The 13,795-nt window shown below is 70.5% G+C and carries 11 protein-coding genes; all 11 read left to right on the top strand.

Features of this window, described 5'->3' with window-relative positions; all coding sequences use genetic code 11:
* Nucleotides 1–40 precede the first annotated feature (40 nt).
* On the top strand, nt 41–1,348 hold the full coding sequence (locus ACZ561_RS05800) for an extracellular solute-binding protein (protein WP_470990203.1): 1,308 nt from the start codon (nt 41–43) through the stop codon (nt 1,346–1,348).
* On the top strand, nt 1,345–2,364 hold the full coding sequence (locus ACZ561_RS05805) for a carbohydrate ABC transporter permease (RefSeq protein ID WP_470990205.1): 1,020 nt from the start codon (nt 1,345–1,347) through the stop codon (nt 2,362–2,364). The genes ACZ561_RS05800 and ACZ561_RS05805 overlap by 4 nt, the downstream gene beginning before the upstream one ends.
* Nucleotides 2,361–3,200 (top strand): carbohydrate ABC transporter permease, encoded by an 840-nt coding sequence (locus tag ACZ561_RS05810; RefSeq protein ID WP_470990207.1) that lies wholly within the window; start codon nt 2,361–2,363, stop codon nt 3,198–3,200. Before ACZ561_RS05805 ends, ACZ561_RS05810 begins: the two co-directional genes overlap by 4 nt.
* A gap of 109 nt (nt 3,201–3,309) precedes the next feature.
* Entirely contained in the window at nt 3,310–5,148 is a 1,839-nt protein-coding gene (locus ACZ561_RS05815; protein ID WP_470990209.1) for a beta-N-acetylhexosaminidase, read from the top strand.
* 224 nt (nt 5,149–5,372) lie between these two features.
* A complete protein-coding gene (locus tag ACZ561_RS05820) occupies nt 5,373–6,248 on the top strand; it encodes an FAD binding domain-containing protein (protein WP_470990211.1) in 876 nt (291 codons plus the stop codon).
* Entirely contained in the window at nt 6,245–7,510 is a 1,266-nt protein-coding gene (locus ACZ561_RS05825) for a (2Fe-2S)-binding protein (protein WP_470990213.1), read from the top strand. The genes ACZ561_RS05820 and ACZ561_RS05825 overlap by 4 nt, the downstream gene beginning before the upstream one ends.
* Nucleotides 7,507–9,831 (top strand): xanthine dehydrogenase family protein molybdopterin-binding subunit, encoded by a 2,325-nt coding sequence (locus ACZ561_RS05830; protein ID WP_470990215.1) that lies wholly within the window; start codon nt 7,507–7,509, stop codon nt 9,829–9,831. Before ACZ561_RS05825 ends, ACZ561_RS05830 begins: the two co-directional genes overlap by 4 nt.
* A 116-nt stretch (nt 9,832–9,947) precedes the next feature.
* Nucleotides 9,948–10,439, top strand: coding sequence for a hypothetical protein (locus ACZ561_RS05835; RefSeq protein WP_470990217.1), 492 nt, complete (start codon nt 9,948–9,950; stop codon nt 10,437–10,439).
* Between the two features lie 52 nt (nt 10,440–10,491).
* Nucleotides 10,492–12,051, top strand: a complete 1,560-nt coding sequence (locus ACZ561_RS05840; RefSeq protein ID WP_470990219.1) for a hypothetical protein — start codon at nt 10,492–10,494, stop codon at nt 12,049–12,051.
* A gap of 17 nt (nt 12,052–12,068) precedes the next feature.
* Nucleotides 12,069–13,301 carry a type VII secretion-associated serine protease mycosin gene (gene mycP / locus ACZ561_RS05845; protein WP_470990221.1) on the top strand — a complete coding sequence of 411 codons (1,233 nt, stop codon included), beginning with the start codon at nt 12,069–12,071 and terminating at the stop codon, nt 13,299–13,301.
* A gap of 75 nt (nt 13,302–13,376) precedes the next feature.
* On the top strand, nt 13,377–13,790 hold the full coding sequence (locus ACZ561_RS05850; RefSeq protein WP_470990223.1) for a hypothetical protein: 414 nt from the start codon (nt 13,377–13,379) through the stop codon (nt 13,788–13,790).
* The last annotated feature ends 5 nt before the right edge of the window (nt 13,791–13,795 follow it).

Raw genomic sequence — 13,795 nt, forward strand, 5'->3', positions numbered from 1 at the left:
CGTTGCGCATGCTGCAACGCCGATTGGTGGGAGCCCCCGTATGAAGCTTTCTGCCCGTATCGCCGCCCCGGTCACCGCACTTGTGCTCGCCGGCCTCACCGCCACCGCCTGCGCCCCGCAGACCTCCGACGGCAAGGCCGCGACGGACGACAAGAGCGGGACCCTGCGCGTCTGGCTCTTCCAGGAGGTCGGTAACGCTCCCAAGAAGCAGGTCGTCGACGCGGCCGTCGCCGCCTTCGAGCAGCAGCACAAGGGGGCGAAGGTCGAGGTCGAGTACATCCCCGTCGACACCCGAGCCCAGCGCATCAAGGCCGCCTTCAACGACCCGAAGTCCGCCCCCGACCTCATCGAGTACGGCAACACCGACACCGCCGGCTACGTGAAGGACGGCGGACTCGCCGACATCAGCGCCGAGTTCGGCGCCTGGGCGGACGCCAAGGACACCGACCCCACAGCCAAGGCCTCCGTCACCGTGGACGGCAAGATCTACGGCGCCCCGCTCTTCGTCGGCGTACGCGCGCTCTACTACCGCACCGACGTCTTCAAGGACCTCGGCCTCTCCACGCCCAAGACGCAGGATGAGCTCGTCTCCACCGCCAAGAAGATCCACAAGGCCAAGCCGGACCTCTACGGCATCGCCGTGGGAGGCGCCTACACCTACGGCGCGATGCCGTTCATCTGGGCCAACGGCGGCGAACTCGCCACGGAGGAAGGCGGATCGTACAAGGCCGCCGTCAACAGTGAGGCCGCGCGCAAGGGCATCGCCTCCTACACCTCCCTCTTCGGTGACGACAACTGCCCGGCCGCCAAGTGCGCGCAGATGGGCGGCAACGCGACCGTCACCGCCTTCGCCTCCGGCAAGGCCGCCATGGCCATCGGCGGGGACTTCAGCCACGCGGCCGTCGAGGCGGGCTCGGTGAAGGGCAAGTACGCCGTCGTGCCGCTCCCGGGCGTCACCGCCGGCTCGATCGCGCCCGCCTTCGCCGGCGGCAACAACATCGGTGTGATGAAGAGCAGTTCACACCGCACCCTCTCCGTCGACCTGATGAAGTCCCTGGCCGGGAAGGAGACCCAGGGCAAGCTCTTCGACGCGATGGGCTTCCTGCCGACCTACACCGACGTGCGGGCCGAGGCGGCGCGGAAGGAGCCCTTCGTGAAGCCCTTCATCGACTCCCTCGGCGCCGGCGCCAAGTTCGTGCCCGCCTCCCCGGGCTGGGGCAGGATCGACTCCTCTCTGGTGCTGCCGACGATGTTCCAGGAGGTCGTCAGCGGCCGTAAGGACGTGAACGCCGCCTCGGACGACGCCGCAAGGAAGATGGACGAGGCGTTCGCGTCCGCGGGCCGATGACGATGACGGCCCGTACGGATTCCAGTGGTACGGAGGCGGACGGCACGCACACCGTCGCGGGCGACCTCGCGACCCGGCGCCGGGTCCCCGGTCCCCGCCGGGCCCCCGGTGGCCCGGCGGCCCGGTCCCGCAAGGGGCCCGGCCGCTCCGGGTGGACGCCCTGGCTCTACCTCCTGCCCGCGCTCGTCGTCCTCGGCGGGCTTCTGCTCTACCCCATCTACCAGCTCGGGCTCATCTCCTTCCTGGAGTACACCCAGGCCCAGGTCAGCGGCGGCGAGCCGACCTCCTTCCGGGGCTTCGGCAACTACACCGCGCTCTTCTCCGACCCGCAGTTCTGGCAGGTTCTCCTCGCCACGGTCCTGTTCGCCGCCGCCTGCGTCGTCACCACCCTCGCGGTGGGCTGCGCGCTCGCGGTCCTGCTGACCCGCGTACGGGCCCTGCCGCGCCTGGCGCTCATGCTCGCCGCGCTCGGTGCCTGGGCCACCCCCGCCGTCACCGGCTCCACCGTCTGGGTCTTCCTCTTCGACCCCGACTTCGGCCCGGTGAACCGGCTGCTCGGCCTCGGTGACCACTCATGGACGTACGGCCGCCTCAGCGCCTTCGCGCTCGTCCTCTTCGAGGTCGTCTGGTGCTCGTTCCCGTTCGTGATGGTGACGGTGTACGCGGGCATCAAGGCCATCCCGTCGGAGGTTCTGGAGGCGGCGTCCCTCGACGGCGCCTCGCAGTGGCGGATCTGGCGCTCGGTCACGGCGCCGATGCTGCGGCCCATCCTGGTCGTCGTCACGATCCAGTCGATCATCTGGGACTTCAAGGTCTTCACCCAGATCTATGTGATGACGAACGGCGGCGGCATCGCCGGCCAGAACCTCGTCCTCAACGTGTACGCCTACCAGAAGGCGTTCGCCTCGTCCGAGTACAGCCTGGGCTCGGCGATCGGTGTCGTCATGCTGCTGATCCTGCTGGCGGTCACGCTGGTGTACCTCCGTCTGCTGCGCCGCCAGGGAGAAGAACTGTGAGCGCTTTCCGCATCCGGCGCCCCGGGCGTCTCGCGGCGGAGGCCGCCGTCCTGCTCGTCGCGGCCGTCGTCGCCTTCCCGCTGTACTGGATGGTCCTCTCCGCCTTCAAACCGGCCGGCGAGATCCAGTCGACCGACCCGCGGCCGTGGACGCTGTCCCCGTCCCTGGACTCCTTCCGGCGCGTCTTCGAACAGCAGGAGTTCGGCCGGTACTTCCTCAACTCGCTGATCGTGGCCGGCACGGTCGTCCTCGCCTCCGCGCTGATCGCCTTCCTCGCGGCGACAGCGGTGACCCGGTTCCGGTTCCGCTTCCGGACGACGCTGCTCATCATGTTCCTGGTCGCCCAGATGGTGCCGATCGAGGCGCTGACGATCCCGCTCTTCTTCCTGATGCGGGACTTCGGTCAGCTCAACACGCTGGGCTCGCTGATCCTGCCGCACATCGCCTTCTCGCTCCCGTTCGCGATCTGGATGCTGCGCGGATTCGTGAAGGCGGTCCCGGAGGCGCTGGAGGAACAGGCCCAGATCGACGGCGCGAGCCGTACGCGATTCCTGTGGCAGATCCTGTTCCCGCTGGTCTTCCCCGGGCTCGTGGCGACCAGCGTCTTCTCGTTCATCTCGACCTGGAACGACTTCCTCTTCGCGAAGTCGTTCCTCATCAGCGACACCTCGCAGTCGACGCTTCCGATGGCACTGCTGGTCTTCTTCAAGCCGGACGAGAACGACTGGGGAGGGATCATGGCGGGGTCGACCGTGATGACGATCCCGGTGCTCGTCTTCTTCGTACTCGTACAGCGCCGCCTGGTCTCGGGACTGGGCGGGGCGGTGAAGGACTGAAGGGGCTGCCCCCGCGCGCCCGCCGTGCCCGTGCCTGTGCCCGCCCCCCGTGCCCCCGAGTGCCGTTGCCGCCCGTGTCCGACGACCTCCGCTTCGAAAGGCCGATGCCATGCATGACGACCTCGACCGTCACGAGTCGCTGATTCCCGCGCCCGGCAGGGTCGAGGCGCGAGGTGACGCTCCCGGGTTCTCGCTGGGCGTGGACACCACCCTCGACGCCGGGCCCGGCACGGAGGGCGTGGCGGGCTGGCTGCGGGCTGCGCTCGGCGCCGCCACCGGGCTGCCGTTCGCGCCGGCCGAAGGCGATCCGCGCGGGATCCGGCTGCGTATCAGCCCCGCGATCGAGGAGGCGTACGGCCCTGAGGGCTACCGTCTCTCGACCGACGGCTCCGTCGACGACGCCGCCGTCCTCATCGAGGGCGGCAGCGCGGCGGGCGTCTTCTGGGGCGCCCAGACGCTCCGTCAGCTGCTGGGCCCCGATGCGTACCGGAAGGCGCCCGTCGGCCGGGACGACCGTGCCTGGGACCTCCCCCCGCTCACGGTCACCGACAGCCCCCGCTTCCGCTGGCGCGGGCTCATGCTCGATGTCTCGCGGCACTTCATGCCCAAGGACGACGTCCTGCGCCAGCTGGACCTGATGGCCGCTCACAAGCTCAACGTCTTCCACTTCCACCTCACCGACGACCAGGGCTGGCGCATCGAGATCAAGCGCCATCCCCGGCTCACCGAAGTCGGCGCCTGGCGCGTCCGCACCAAATGGGGGCACCGGGCCTCGCCGCTCTGGAACGAGACGCCGCACGGCGGGTTCTACACCCAGGACGACATCCGCGAGATCGTCGCGTACGCCGCCGAACGGCACATCACCGTCGTCCCCGAGATCGACATCCCGGGCCACTCGCAGGCCGCCATCGCCGCGTACCCCGAGCTCGGCAACATCGACGTCGTCGACACCGCCGCCCTCACCGTCTGGGACACCTGGGGCGTCAACCCGAACGTCCTCGCTCCCACCGACGCCACCCTCCGCTTCTACGAGGGAGTCTTCGAGGAGGTCCTGGACCTCTTCCCGTCCACCTTCGTGCACGTCGGCGGCGACGAGTGTCCCAAGGGCCAGTGGAAGGAGTCCGCGACGGCCCAGGCCCGCATCAAGGAGCTGGGGCTCGCCGACGAGAACGAGCTGCAGTCCTGGTTCATCCGCCATTTCGACCGCTGGCTCGCCGACCGCGGACGCCGGCTGATCGGCTGGGACGAGATCCTGGAGGGCGGGAGTCGAGCCGAAGGGCGCGCCGCTGTCGAGAGTGACGAGGAGGAGGGAGCGAGGGACGAGCGACCGCTCGACGAGGTGGGGGCACCTCCCAGCGGTAGCCGGGGGAGTCGACGGCGGGTACGAGCGCGCGGAGGCGAGACGACCGAGTTGGGCCTCGGGCCCGGCGCCGCCGTCTCCTCCTGGCGGGGGTACGCGGGCGGGATCACCGCGGCCGAGGCCGGCCACGACGTCGTCATGTGCCCGGAGCAGCAGGTGTATCTGGACCACCGTCAGGCGCCGGGCGAGGACGAGCCGATGCCCATCGGCTACGTACGGACCCTGGAGGACGTCTACCGCTTCGAACCCGTGCCACCGGGCCTGTCCCCGGAAGCCGCCGCCCACGTCATCGGCACCCAGGCCAATGTCTGGACCGAGGTCATGGAGAACCGCGCCCGGGTCGACTACCAGGTCTTCCCGCGCCTCGCGGCCTTCGCGGAGGTCGCCTGGTCGGCCCTTCCCGTGTCCGCGGAGCGGGACTTCGTGGAGTTCGAGCGCCGGATGGCGGCCCATTACCGGCGTCTGGACGCCCTCGGCGTCGGCTACCGGCCGCCGACCGGACCGCTGCCGTGGCAGCAGCGCCCGGCCCCGGAAGGAATCGAGTGCAGCCTGGGACGGCCCATCGAGGGACTGCCCCCGAACGTGTGAGTAACCTCGCGCCCCCGTGTCACCCAAGAGCGGCAAACCGGAAGTTACCGTCACCGGTGGGATGTCCTGGACGGAACCGTCCTTCGCGGACCCTCGCGTCGGACGGCTCGGAAGATGTGCCAGAGTTGCCACGTCCGGGCTGTGAGCACGTACGGTACGGCCACACAGGCGTCACAGCCGGGGACAGTCGGGGACCGCCGGGGACACCGGGAAGGGGCAGCGGGTTGACCACGCACGCACCACAGACGGCGCAGTCCGTGACGCTGCCCGCCTCGCTCGACGAGGCCGTGGCGGCGCTCAGCGCCATGCCCGCCGCCGTGCCCGTCGCCGGCGGCACCGACCTGATGGCCGCCGTCAACAAGGGCCAGCTCAGGCCCGCCGCGCTGGTCGGCCTCGGCCGGATCAACGAGATCCGCGGCTGGCAGTACCAGGACGGCCACGCGCTCCTCGGCGCCGGCCTCACCCACTCCCGGATGGGCCGCCCCGACTTCGCGGCCCTCATCCCCGCCCTCGCCGCCGCCGCCCGCGCCGCCGGGCCGCCCCAGATCCGCAACGCGGGCACGCTCGGCGGCAACATCGTCACCGCGGCGCCCACAGGTGACTCCCTGCCCGTCCTGGCGGCCCTGGAGGCCGACCTGGTCGTCATGGGCCCGCTCGGCACCCGCGAGATCCCCGTCTCCCACCTGCTGGCGGGTCGCGACCTGCTGGCGCCCGGCGAGCTGGTCGCGTTCGTCCGGGTCCCCCTCCTGCACGCCCCCCAGGTCTTCCTCAAGGCCACGGGCCGTACGGGCCCGGCCCGCGCCTCGGCCTCCGTCGCCGTCGTCCTCGACCCTGCCAGGCGCGGTGTGCGCTGTGCGGTGGGCGCCATCGCGCCGATGCCGCTGCGCCCGCTGGAGGCGGAGCACTGGATCGCCTCGCTGGTGGACTGGGACGGGGAGCGGGGCCTCGCGCCGGAGGCGCTGACGGCGTTCGGCGAGTACGTGGCCGCCGCCTGTATCCCGGACCCGCCGGGCGACGAGCAGCTGCCGCCGGCCGTACTGCACCTGCGGCGCACGGTCGCCGCGCTGGCCCGACGGGCACTGGGGAGGGCGCTGTCGTGAGCAACGAGAACCATGGCCACGGGCAGGGGGGCGGCTGGGAGCCGATCCCGCAGAGCGAGGGCTACGACGGCGACGCCACCGCCTTCGTCCAGCTGCCGCCCGAGTTCATGCTGGACGGCGTCCCGCTGGAGGCGCCCGGGCACGGCTACGTACCGCCGATGATCACTCCGCTCACCCCGCTGGCACCGATGACGCCCGAGGCGGCGACGGATCCGGCGGCGACCGGTTCGTGGGTGGTGCAGACGCCGACGGCGGCGGAGGCCGTGGAGCCGGAGCCCGAGTTCCTGTCGGAGCCGGATCCCCACGCGACGGGCCAGTGGAGCTTCGAGGCGGCGTCGGACCCGGACCCGGCCGCCACGGGCCAGTGGACGATTCCGGTCGTTTCGGATGGCGTGGACGCGTCGGAGGAATCGGGCGAGTTCACGACGTCGATGCTGGCGCAGTACGCGAGCAGCGCACCGGCGACGCTGCCGGGCGGCGCGCCGGCGCCGTGGGCGGTGCAGGAGCCGGAGGCCGTCCCGACGGTGGAAGCCGTCGAGACCGCCGAGGCGGCCGAGAGCGCCGGTGAGGCCGCATCGGAGGCCACCGAGCCCACCGAGACGGCCACAGAGGCAGCCGTGGACGGGGCCTCCGACCCGTCGTCCCTCCCGGCGGACGACCCGGAGCCCTCTCCGGCGCACTCCACGGGCAACAGCGCGGACAGCGACGAGCACCCGCACACCTCGTACGTCCTTCGTGTGAACGGTGCCGACCGCCCCGTCACGGATTCCTGGATCGGCGAGTCGCTGCTCTACGTGCTGCGCGAGAGGCTCGGTCTCGCCGGCGCCAAGGACGGCTGCTCGCAGGGCGAATGCGGCGCGTGCAACGTCCAGGTCGACGGCCGGCTCGTCGCCTCCTGCCTGGTGCCCGCGGCGACGGCCGCCGGGAGCGAGGTGCGTACGGTCGAGGGCCTCGCGACCGACGGCGAACCCTCGGACGTCCAGCGCGCCCTGGCCCGCTGCGGAGCCGTCCAGTGCGGCTTCTGCGTCCCGGGCATGGCCATGACCGTGCACGACCTGCTCGAGGGCAACCACGCCCCGACCGAGCTGGAGACCCGCCGGGCGCTCTGCGGCAACCTGTGCCGGTGCTCGGGCTACCGGGGCGTCCTCGACGCCGTACGGGAGGTCGTCGCCGAGCGCGAGGCGAGCGCGGCCTCGGACCACGCCGACGAGGCGCGCATCCCGCACCAGATCCCCCACCCGCACGACGGAGGCATGGCGTGAGCAGCGACGCGACCACCGCCACCCCTGCTCCCTCGCCGACGGCGCTCGACGCCGTCGAGGAGGAGCCGGTCGCCCACGGCCTGGGCTCGTCCCTCCCGCCGGCCGACGCACGGGCCAAGACCGAGGGCACGTTCCCGTACGCCTCCGACCTGTGGGCCGAGGGCCTGCTGTGGGCCGCCCTGCTGCGCTCGCCGCACCCGCACGCCCGGATCGTCTCCATCGACACGACGGCCGCGGCCGACATGCCCGGCGTACGGGCCGTGGTGACGCACGCCGACGTGCCGGGGGAGGCGACGTACGGCCGTACGGTCGCCGACCGTCCGGTCTTCGCCTCCGAGCTGGTCCGCCACCACGGTGAGGCGATCGCGGCCGTGGCCGCCGACCACCCGGACACGGCCCGGCTCGCGGCGGCGGCGATCGCCGTCGAGTACGAGATCCTGGAGCCGGTCACGGACCCGGAGAAGGCCTTCGCGGCCGAGCCGCTGCACCCGGACGGCAACCTGATCCGCCACATCCCGCTGCGCTTCGGCGACGCGGAGGCGGCGGGCGAGATCGTGGTCGAGGGCCTGTACCGGATCGGCAGGCAGGACCCGGCCCCCATCGGCGCGGAGGCCGGCCTGGCCGTGCCCCGCCCGGACGGCGGGGTCGAGATCTACACGGCCTCGACCGACCCGCACACGGACCGGGACCTGGCGGCCGCCTGCTTCGGCCTCTCGCCCGACCAGGTGAAGGTCGTGGTGACGGGCGTCCCGGGCGCCACCGGCGACCGCGAGGACCCGGGCTTCCAGATCCCCCTGGGCCTCCTCGCACTCCGTACCGGCTGCCCGGTCAAACTGGCCGCTACGCGCGAGGAGTCCTTCCTCGGCCACGCCCACCGCCACCCGACCCTGCTGCGCTACCGCCACCACGCGGACGCGGAGGGCCGGCTGGTGAAGGTGGAGGCCCAGATCCTCCTCGACGCCGGCGCCTACGCGGACGCCTCCTCGGAGTCGCTGGCCGCGGCCGTGGCCTTCGCCTGTGGCCCGTACGTCGTCCCGCACGCCTTCATCGAGGGCTGGGCGGTCCGTACGAACAACCCGCCCTCCGGCCACGTGCGGGGCGAGGGCGCGATGCAGGTGTGCGCGGCGTACGAGGCGCAGATGGACAAGCTGGCTCTCAAGCTGGGCATGGACCCGGCGGAGCTGCGCCTGCGCAACGTCCTCGCGACGGGCGACATCCTGCCGACGGGCCAGACGGTGACCTGCCCGGCACCGGTGGCCGAACTCCTGTCGGCTGTCAGGGACTTCCCCCTCCCCGCGCTCCCCCTGGACTCCCCGGAGGAGGACTGGCTGCTCCCGGGCGGCCTGGAGGGCGCGGGCGAGCCGGGCGCGGTGCGGCGGGGCGTCGGCTACGCGCTCGGCATGGTGCACATGCTCGGCGCCGAGGGTGCGGACGAGGTCTCGACGGCGACGGTACGGGTCCAGGACGGCGTGGCGACGGTCATCTGCGCGGCCGTGGACACGGGTTCGGGCTTCAGCACGCTGGCGCGCCAGATCGTCCAGGAGACCTTGGGCCTGGAGGAGGTCCACGTCGCCTCGGTCGACACGGACCAGCCCCCGGCGGGCCCGGCGACGCACGGCCGCCACACGTGGGTGTCGGGCGGTGCGGTGGAGCGCGCGGCGAAGATGGTCCGTACGCAACTCCTGCAGCCCCTGGCCCACAAGTTCGGGATGTCGACCGAGCTGCTGCAGATCACGGACGGCAAGATCACGTCGTACGACGGCGTCCTGTCGACCACGGTCACGGAGGCCATGGACGGCAAGGAACTCTGGGCCACCGCCCAGTGCCGTCCCCACCCCACGGAGCCCCTGGACGAGTCGGGCCAGGGCGACGCCTTCGTGGGCCTGGCGTTCTGCGCGATCCGCGCGGTGGTGGACGTGGACATCGAACTGGGCGCGATCCGCGTGGTGGAGATGGCCGTGGCCCAGGACGTCGGCCGCATCCTCAACCCGGCCCAGCTCGCAACCCGCATCGAGGCCGGCGTGACCCAGGGCGTCGGCGCGGCCCTCACGGAGAACCTCCGCACGGCGCGAGGCCTGATCCGCCACCCGGACCTGACGGGCTACGCACTCCCGACATCCCTGGACGCCCCGGACATTCGCATCGTGAAACTCGTCGAAGAACGCGACGTGGTGGCCCCCTTCGGCGCCAAGCCCGCAAGCGCGGTCCCGGTCGTCACGGCCCCGGCGGCAGTGGCTTCAGCGGTACGCGCAGCAACCGGACGCCCCGTCAACAGACTGCCGATCAGGGCACAGGCGGCGGTGGGCGTGCCCAATTCGTAACCATGTGATTCGCGTTGCTTCTGCAACCGGGAGGTGCGCGTTGTCGGTCCTCCTCGGTACAGTGAACTCCTAGACTTAACCAGGTCTGTTGCTTCAACGGGGGAGGGACGATACGGATGACGACTGCCAAGGAACCGATGTCGGCGAGCGAGCGCTCGCTGAGGGCGGTCAATCCGGCGATGGCGTCTGCTCTGTACGACTACGAATCCATCTCGGACTTCAAGATCAGGATCGACGAGCTGATCACCAAGCTGAACGAGTCGCCCGCCGGGTCGAAGAACGTGGCGACGGAGTCGGTGGAGCGTACGCAGTTCGGCGGTGGGGGCGGTGCCTGGATCGAGGCCTCGGGGATCTTCAAGTCCTATGGAACCGTGATCGCGGAGCTGAAGAAGCTCTCGGGTCTGCTGGGGGACTGCCTGCAGGGCATGGGGATCGCCGTGGTAGCCGCGAGCGACGGCTTCTCGCAGGTGGACGAGGACAACCGGCGACGTCTGGCAGGCATCTACCAGCGCACGACGGATGCCAAGGCAGAGGCCGACAAGAAGGCCGGCCTGACGCCGGGCCAGGATCAGTCGAGCCAGTCGTCCGAAGCGAACGACCTCCAGTAGCAGTCGGGGACGAGGACTTAGGGACTACGGGGATACGGGGAAGAGGCAGCAGATGGAGATCAACGACAACGGCGGCGGCAGCGGCACCAACTTCCGCTCGATGGCTCACCAGGACATGCTGGCGTGGGTCGACCAGGCCAGCAGCTTCTACGTGCAGCAGGCGGCCGACAGGCTGTCCAGCGCCGCCGCAGAGATGCGTGAGATCGCCCAGCAGCTCAAGTTCCGTCCGGAGCGCGTGAACTGGAAGGGCGAGACCCCTGACGCGCTCGTGGAGTGGGGCGCTGCTCTTTCCAGTTCCACGTTCAGCCTTGCCGACTACAGCGACAACGCGTCGAAGTGGATGAGCGAGGCGTCCACGGCGATCTCGGTGGCGCAGAGCGCGATTCCGCGCTACACGTCGCATGCTCAGGCCAAGGAAAACCTTGAGGCCGCGAAGAAGTACCGCAACGACCCTGACTCGAAGACGGTGGCGAGCAACGCTCGTTCCCAGATGGCTGACGTCGACAAGGCCACTCTGACGCCGAAGGAGAGGTCGGACCTGATCGCGGCGAAGGAGGAGGAGAACCGGCAGGCCGCTGCGGCCGAGATGGAGAAGCTGTCGCAGTCGTACTCGTGGTCGCAGTACCAGATGGAGAACGGCGCCAAGCTTCCGACGTTCCCGCCGCCGCCTTCGGAGTACAAGCCGCCGGCCGAGCAGACCGCGCGTGGTGACTACGGGCGGGACATCTCGTCGTCGACTGGCAGTGACGGCCGCGTTGCTGCCGACTCCAGCACCACGTCCCGTTCCCAGGACACCAGGTCGACAGCGGACACCAACGTGGTTTCTCCGACTGGCGACAGGACTGTCCCTGCCAAGGTGGTGCGGCCCGAAGTCCCCGTGGACCTCGGCATCGACACCGTGGGCACGCTGCCTCCGCCGACGGCCACGACGCCGCCGCCGACGGGTACGCCGCCGGTTGTCGGCAGGCCGGAGCCCGGCCTGACGCCTCCGCTCGTGGTCCCGCCCACGCTGGGCACGCCCCCCGTGAGCGGTGGTACCGGCCACACGCCGCCCCCCGGGACGCGTGGACCCGTAGGTCCCACGGGCCGGACGGGTCTCGCGAACCCCGGCCCGCTGGGCGGCACCGGCATGCCTCGCGACGGCATCTCCGGCGGCCGTCAGGTGTCTCCCACCACGGGTCGGCCGACGACCGGCTTCCCCCGCAGCACGGTCATCGGCACTGAGCACGGCCAGGGCACTGGCCGTATGCCCATGGGCGGTGGGGGCGGTCAGCTGGGTGGTACCCACCCGGGCGGCCAGAACGGCATCAGCGGTGGTCGACGCCTCGCCGTCGAAACCGGTGGCGTCGTCGGCGGCCGTCCGACGCAGCCCGGCGCGACGAGCGCCCGTCCGTTCACCCCGGGAGGCTCGGGGCTCGTACGAGCCGGCGGCGCCCAGGGCGGTGCAGGCACCGGTACGGGCCCGATGGGCCGTGGCGTCATGCCCGCCGGCACCAACGGTGCGGGATCGCGCCGCGAGGACAGCAATGGAGAGCGGCCGGACTACCTCGTCGAGGACGAGGAGACCTGGCAGCAGGGTGGCCGTCGTGTCGCGCCGCCTGTCATCGACTGAGTAGCCAGAGGAAGTAGATGCGTACCAGCAGTATTCGTTCGAGCCGTGGTCGGGCAGTCGCTTCGGCCGCTCTGGGGATGCTGCTGGTGGGCATCGCGTCGGTTCCCGCTCATGCGGAGACGATCCGGTCCCGGCAGTGGCACCTGGACACCATGGGTGCCGAGAAGATCTGGAAGATCAGCACGGGCGAGGGTGTCACGGTCGCCGTGATCGACAGCGGTGTGGATAAGAAGAATCCAGATCTCGCTGGTCAGGTGCTTGACGGGAAAGACCTCTCCCCCGGTGATTCGGGAGACGAGCACACCGACACCACGGGGCACGGTACCGGCATGGCTGGACTCATTGCCGGTACCGGCAAGAGCAACGGGGGAGACGGCGCGTTCGGCCTCGCCCCCGGAGTCAAGATCCTCCCGATCCGGTTGCCGAACCCGGACCAGAACAAAAGCGCCAAGGACTCTGACGACCAGCTCAATAGGACCGCTTCTCAGGGCATCCGCTTTGCTGCTGACTCTGGCGCCAAGGTCATCAACATCTCCCAGGGGGCAGAGGCAGGTTCGCAGCAGCTCACCGATGCTGTGAAGTACGCCTTGGACAAGGGGGCCTTGGTCTTTGCGTCGGTGGGCAACAGCGCTGACGAGGGGAACGCGGTCGAGTATCCGGGTGCTACCCCTGGGGTGGTAGGAGTCGGGTCCATCGACAAGAATCTGACACGGGTCAAGGACTCCCAGTATGGGCCCCAGGTTGACATGACAGCCCCGGGCGACAAGATGGTTCACGCCTGCGGCGGAAAGACTGGCCTGTGTGAGACAGGTGGCACCAGTGATGCCACTGCCATCGCCTCCGCCGCCGCGGCGCTCATCTGGTCCGAGCATCCCGACTGGACGAACAACCAGGTCCTCAAGGTCATGCTCAACACCATCGCCGCGCCCAAGGACGGCGAGAAGCGCAACGACTACATGGGCTACGGCGCCATTCGTCCCCTCCGCGCCCTGAACACGCCCGGCGACCCCGGCCCCGCCGATGTCCGTCCCATCCCGGACCTTGCCGTCGCAGCGTCCGCGTCGCCCTCCGCCGCACCGTCCAAGGCCGGCGAGCAGTCGGCCGCACCGGCCCCCGGCCCCGCCGCCCAGGAGGACAGCGGCAGCAACACCGGCCTCTGGATCGGCCTCGGCATCGGTGCAGCCGTCCTCATCGGTGTTGCCGTCGCAGTCCCGGTCATCCGATCTCGGAACCGTGGGGGCACCGCGTGACCCAGCGACGCTGAAGGCGTTTGCGCCTCAGTGGCTGGCAGGAATCGAAACCCATGAAGAACCGCAGGGGGACCTATGTCGTTCGCAGCAGAGTGGGCCGCGGCACGCAGCGAGGCCTCGACTAACGTGAGCACCAGGCTGAATGGGGTTGATGACGGGAACGGTGGTCGTGGCCTTCCCGGACAGAGGCTGCATGTCGATTCCAAGGAACTGCGTGGCCGGGCCGCTAAGGCGGACATCGTCCGTGACGACTTCATGAAGGTGGACGACGCGACTCTGACGGAGACGGAGCAGGTGGCCGCGAGCCTGTCCGGGTTCAAGTCGGCGTCCACTTTTGGTGTGTTTGCCAAGCGCTGGAAGGCGCAGATGACCTACGTCGAGGGTCTATTGAAGAGCGATGTCGCTGGCGCGCTTCGGGCGAGCGCAAACGACTTCGATGCTCGAGAGAAGGCGGAGACCGACAAGTACAAGAAGTCCAGCGGTAGCTGACCCCC

It is taken from the genome of Streptomyces sp. NPDC039609, assembly GCF_055596705.1.

Coding starts and splice junctions, on each gene's coding strand:
- ACZ561_RS05840 (WP_470990219.1), top strand. CDS start 10,492: ATGGAGATCAACGACAACGGCGGCGGCAGCGGCACCAACTTCCGCTCG.
- ACZ561_RS05815 (WP_470990209.1), top strand. CDS start 3,310: ATGCATGACGACCTCGACCGTCACGAGTCGCTGATTCCCGCGCCCGGC.
- mycP (WP_470990221.1), top strand. CDS start 12,069: ATGCGTACCAGCAGTATTCGTTCGAGCCGTGGTCGGGCAGTCGCTTCG.
- ACZ561_RS05850 (WP_470990223.1), top strand. CDS start 13,377: ATGTCGTTCGCAGCAGAGTGGGCCGCGGCACGCAGCGAGGCCTCGACT.
- ACZ561_RS05835 (WP_470990217.1), top strand. CDS start 9,948: ATGACGACTGCCAAGGAACCGATGTCGGCGAGCGAGCGCTCGCTGAGG.
- ACZ561_RS05805 (WP_470990205.1), top strand. CDS start 1,345: ATGACGATGACGGCCCGTACGGATTCCAGTGGTACGGAGGCGGACGGC.
- ACZ561_RS05800 (WP_470990203.1), top strand. CDS start 41: ATGAAGCTTTCTGCCCGTATCGCCGCCCCGGTCACCGCACTTGTGCTC.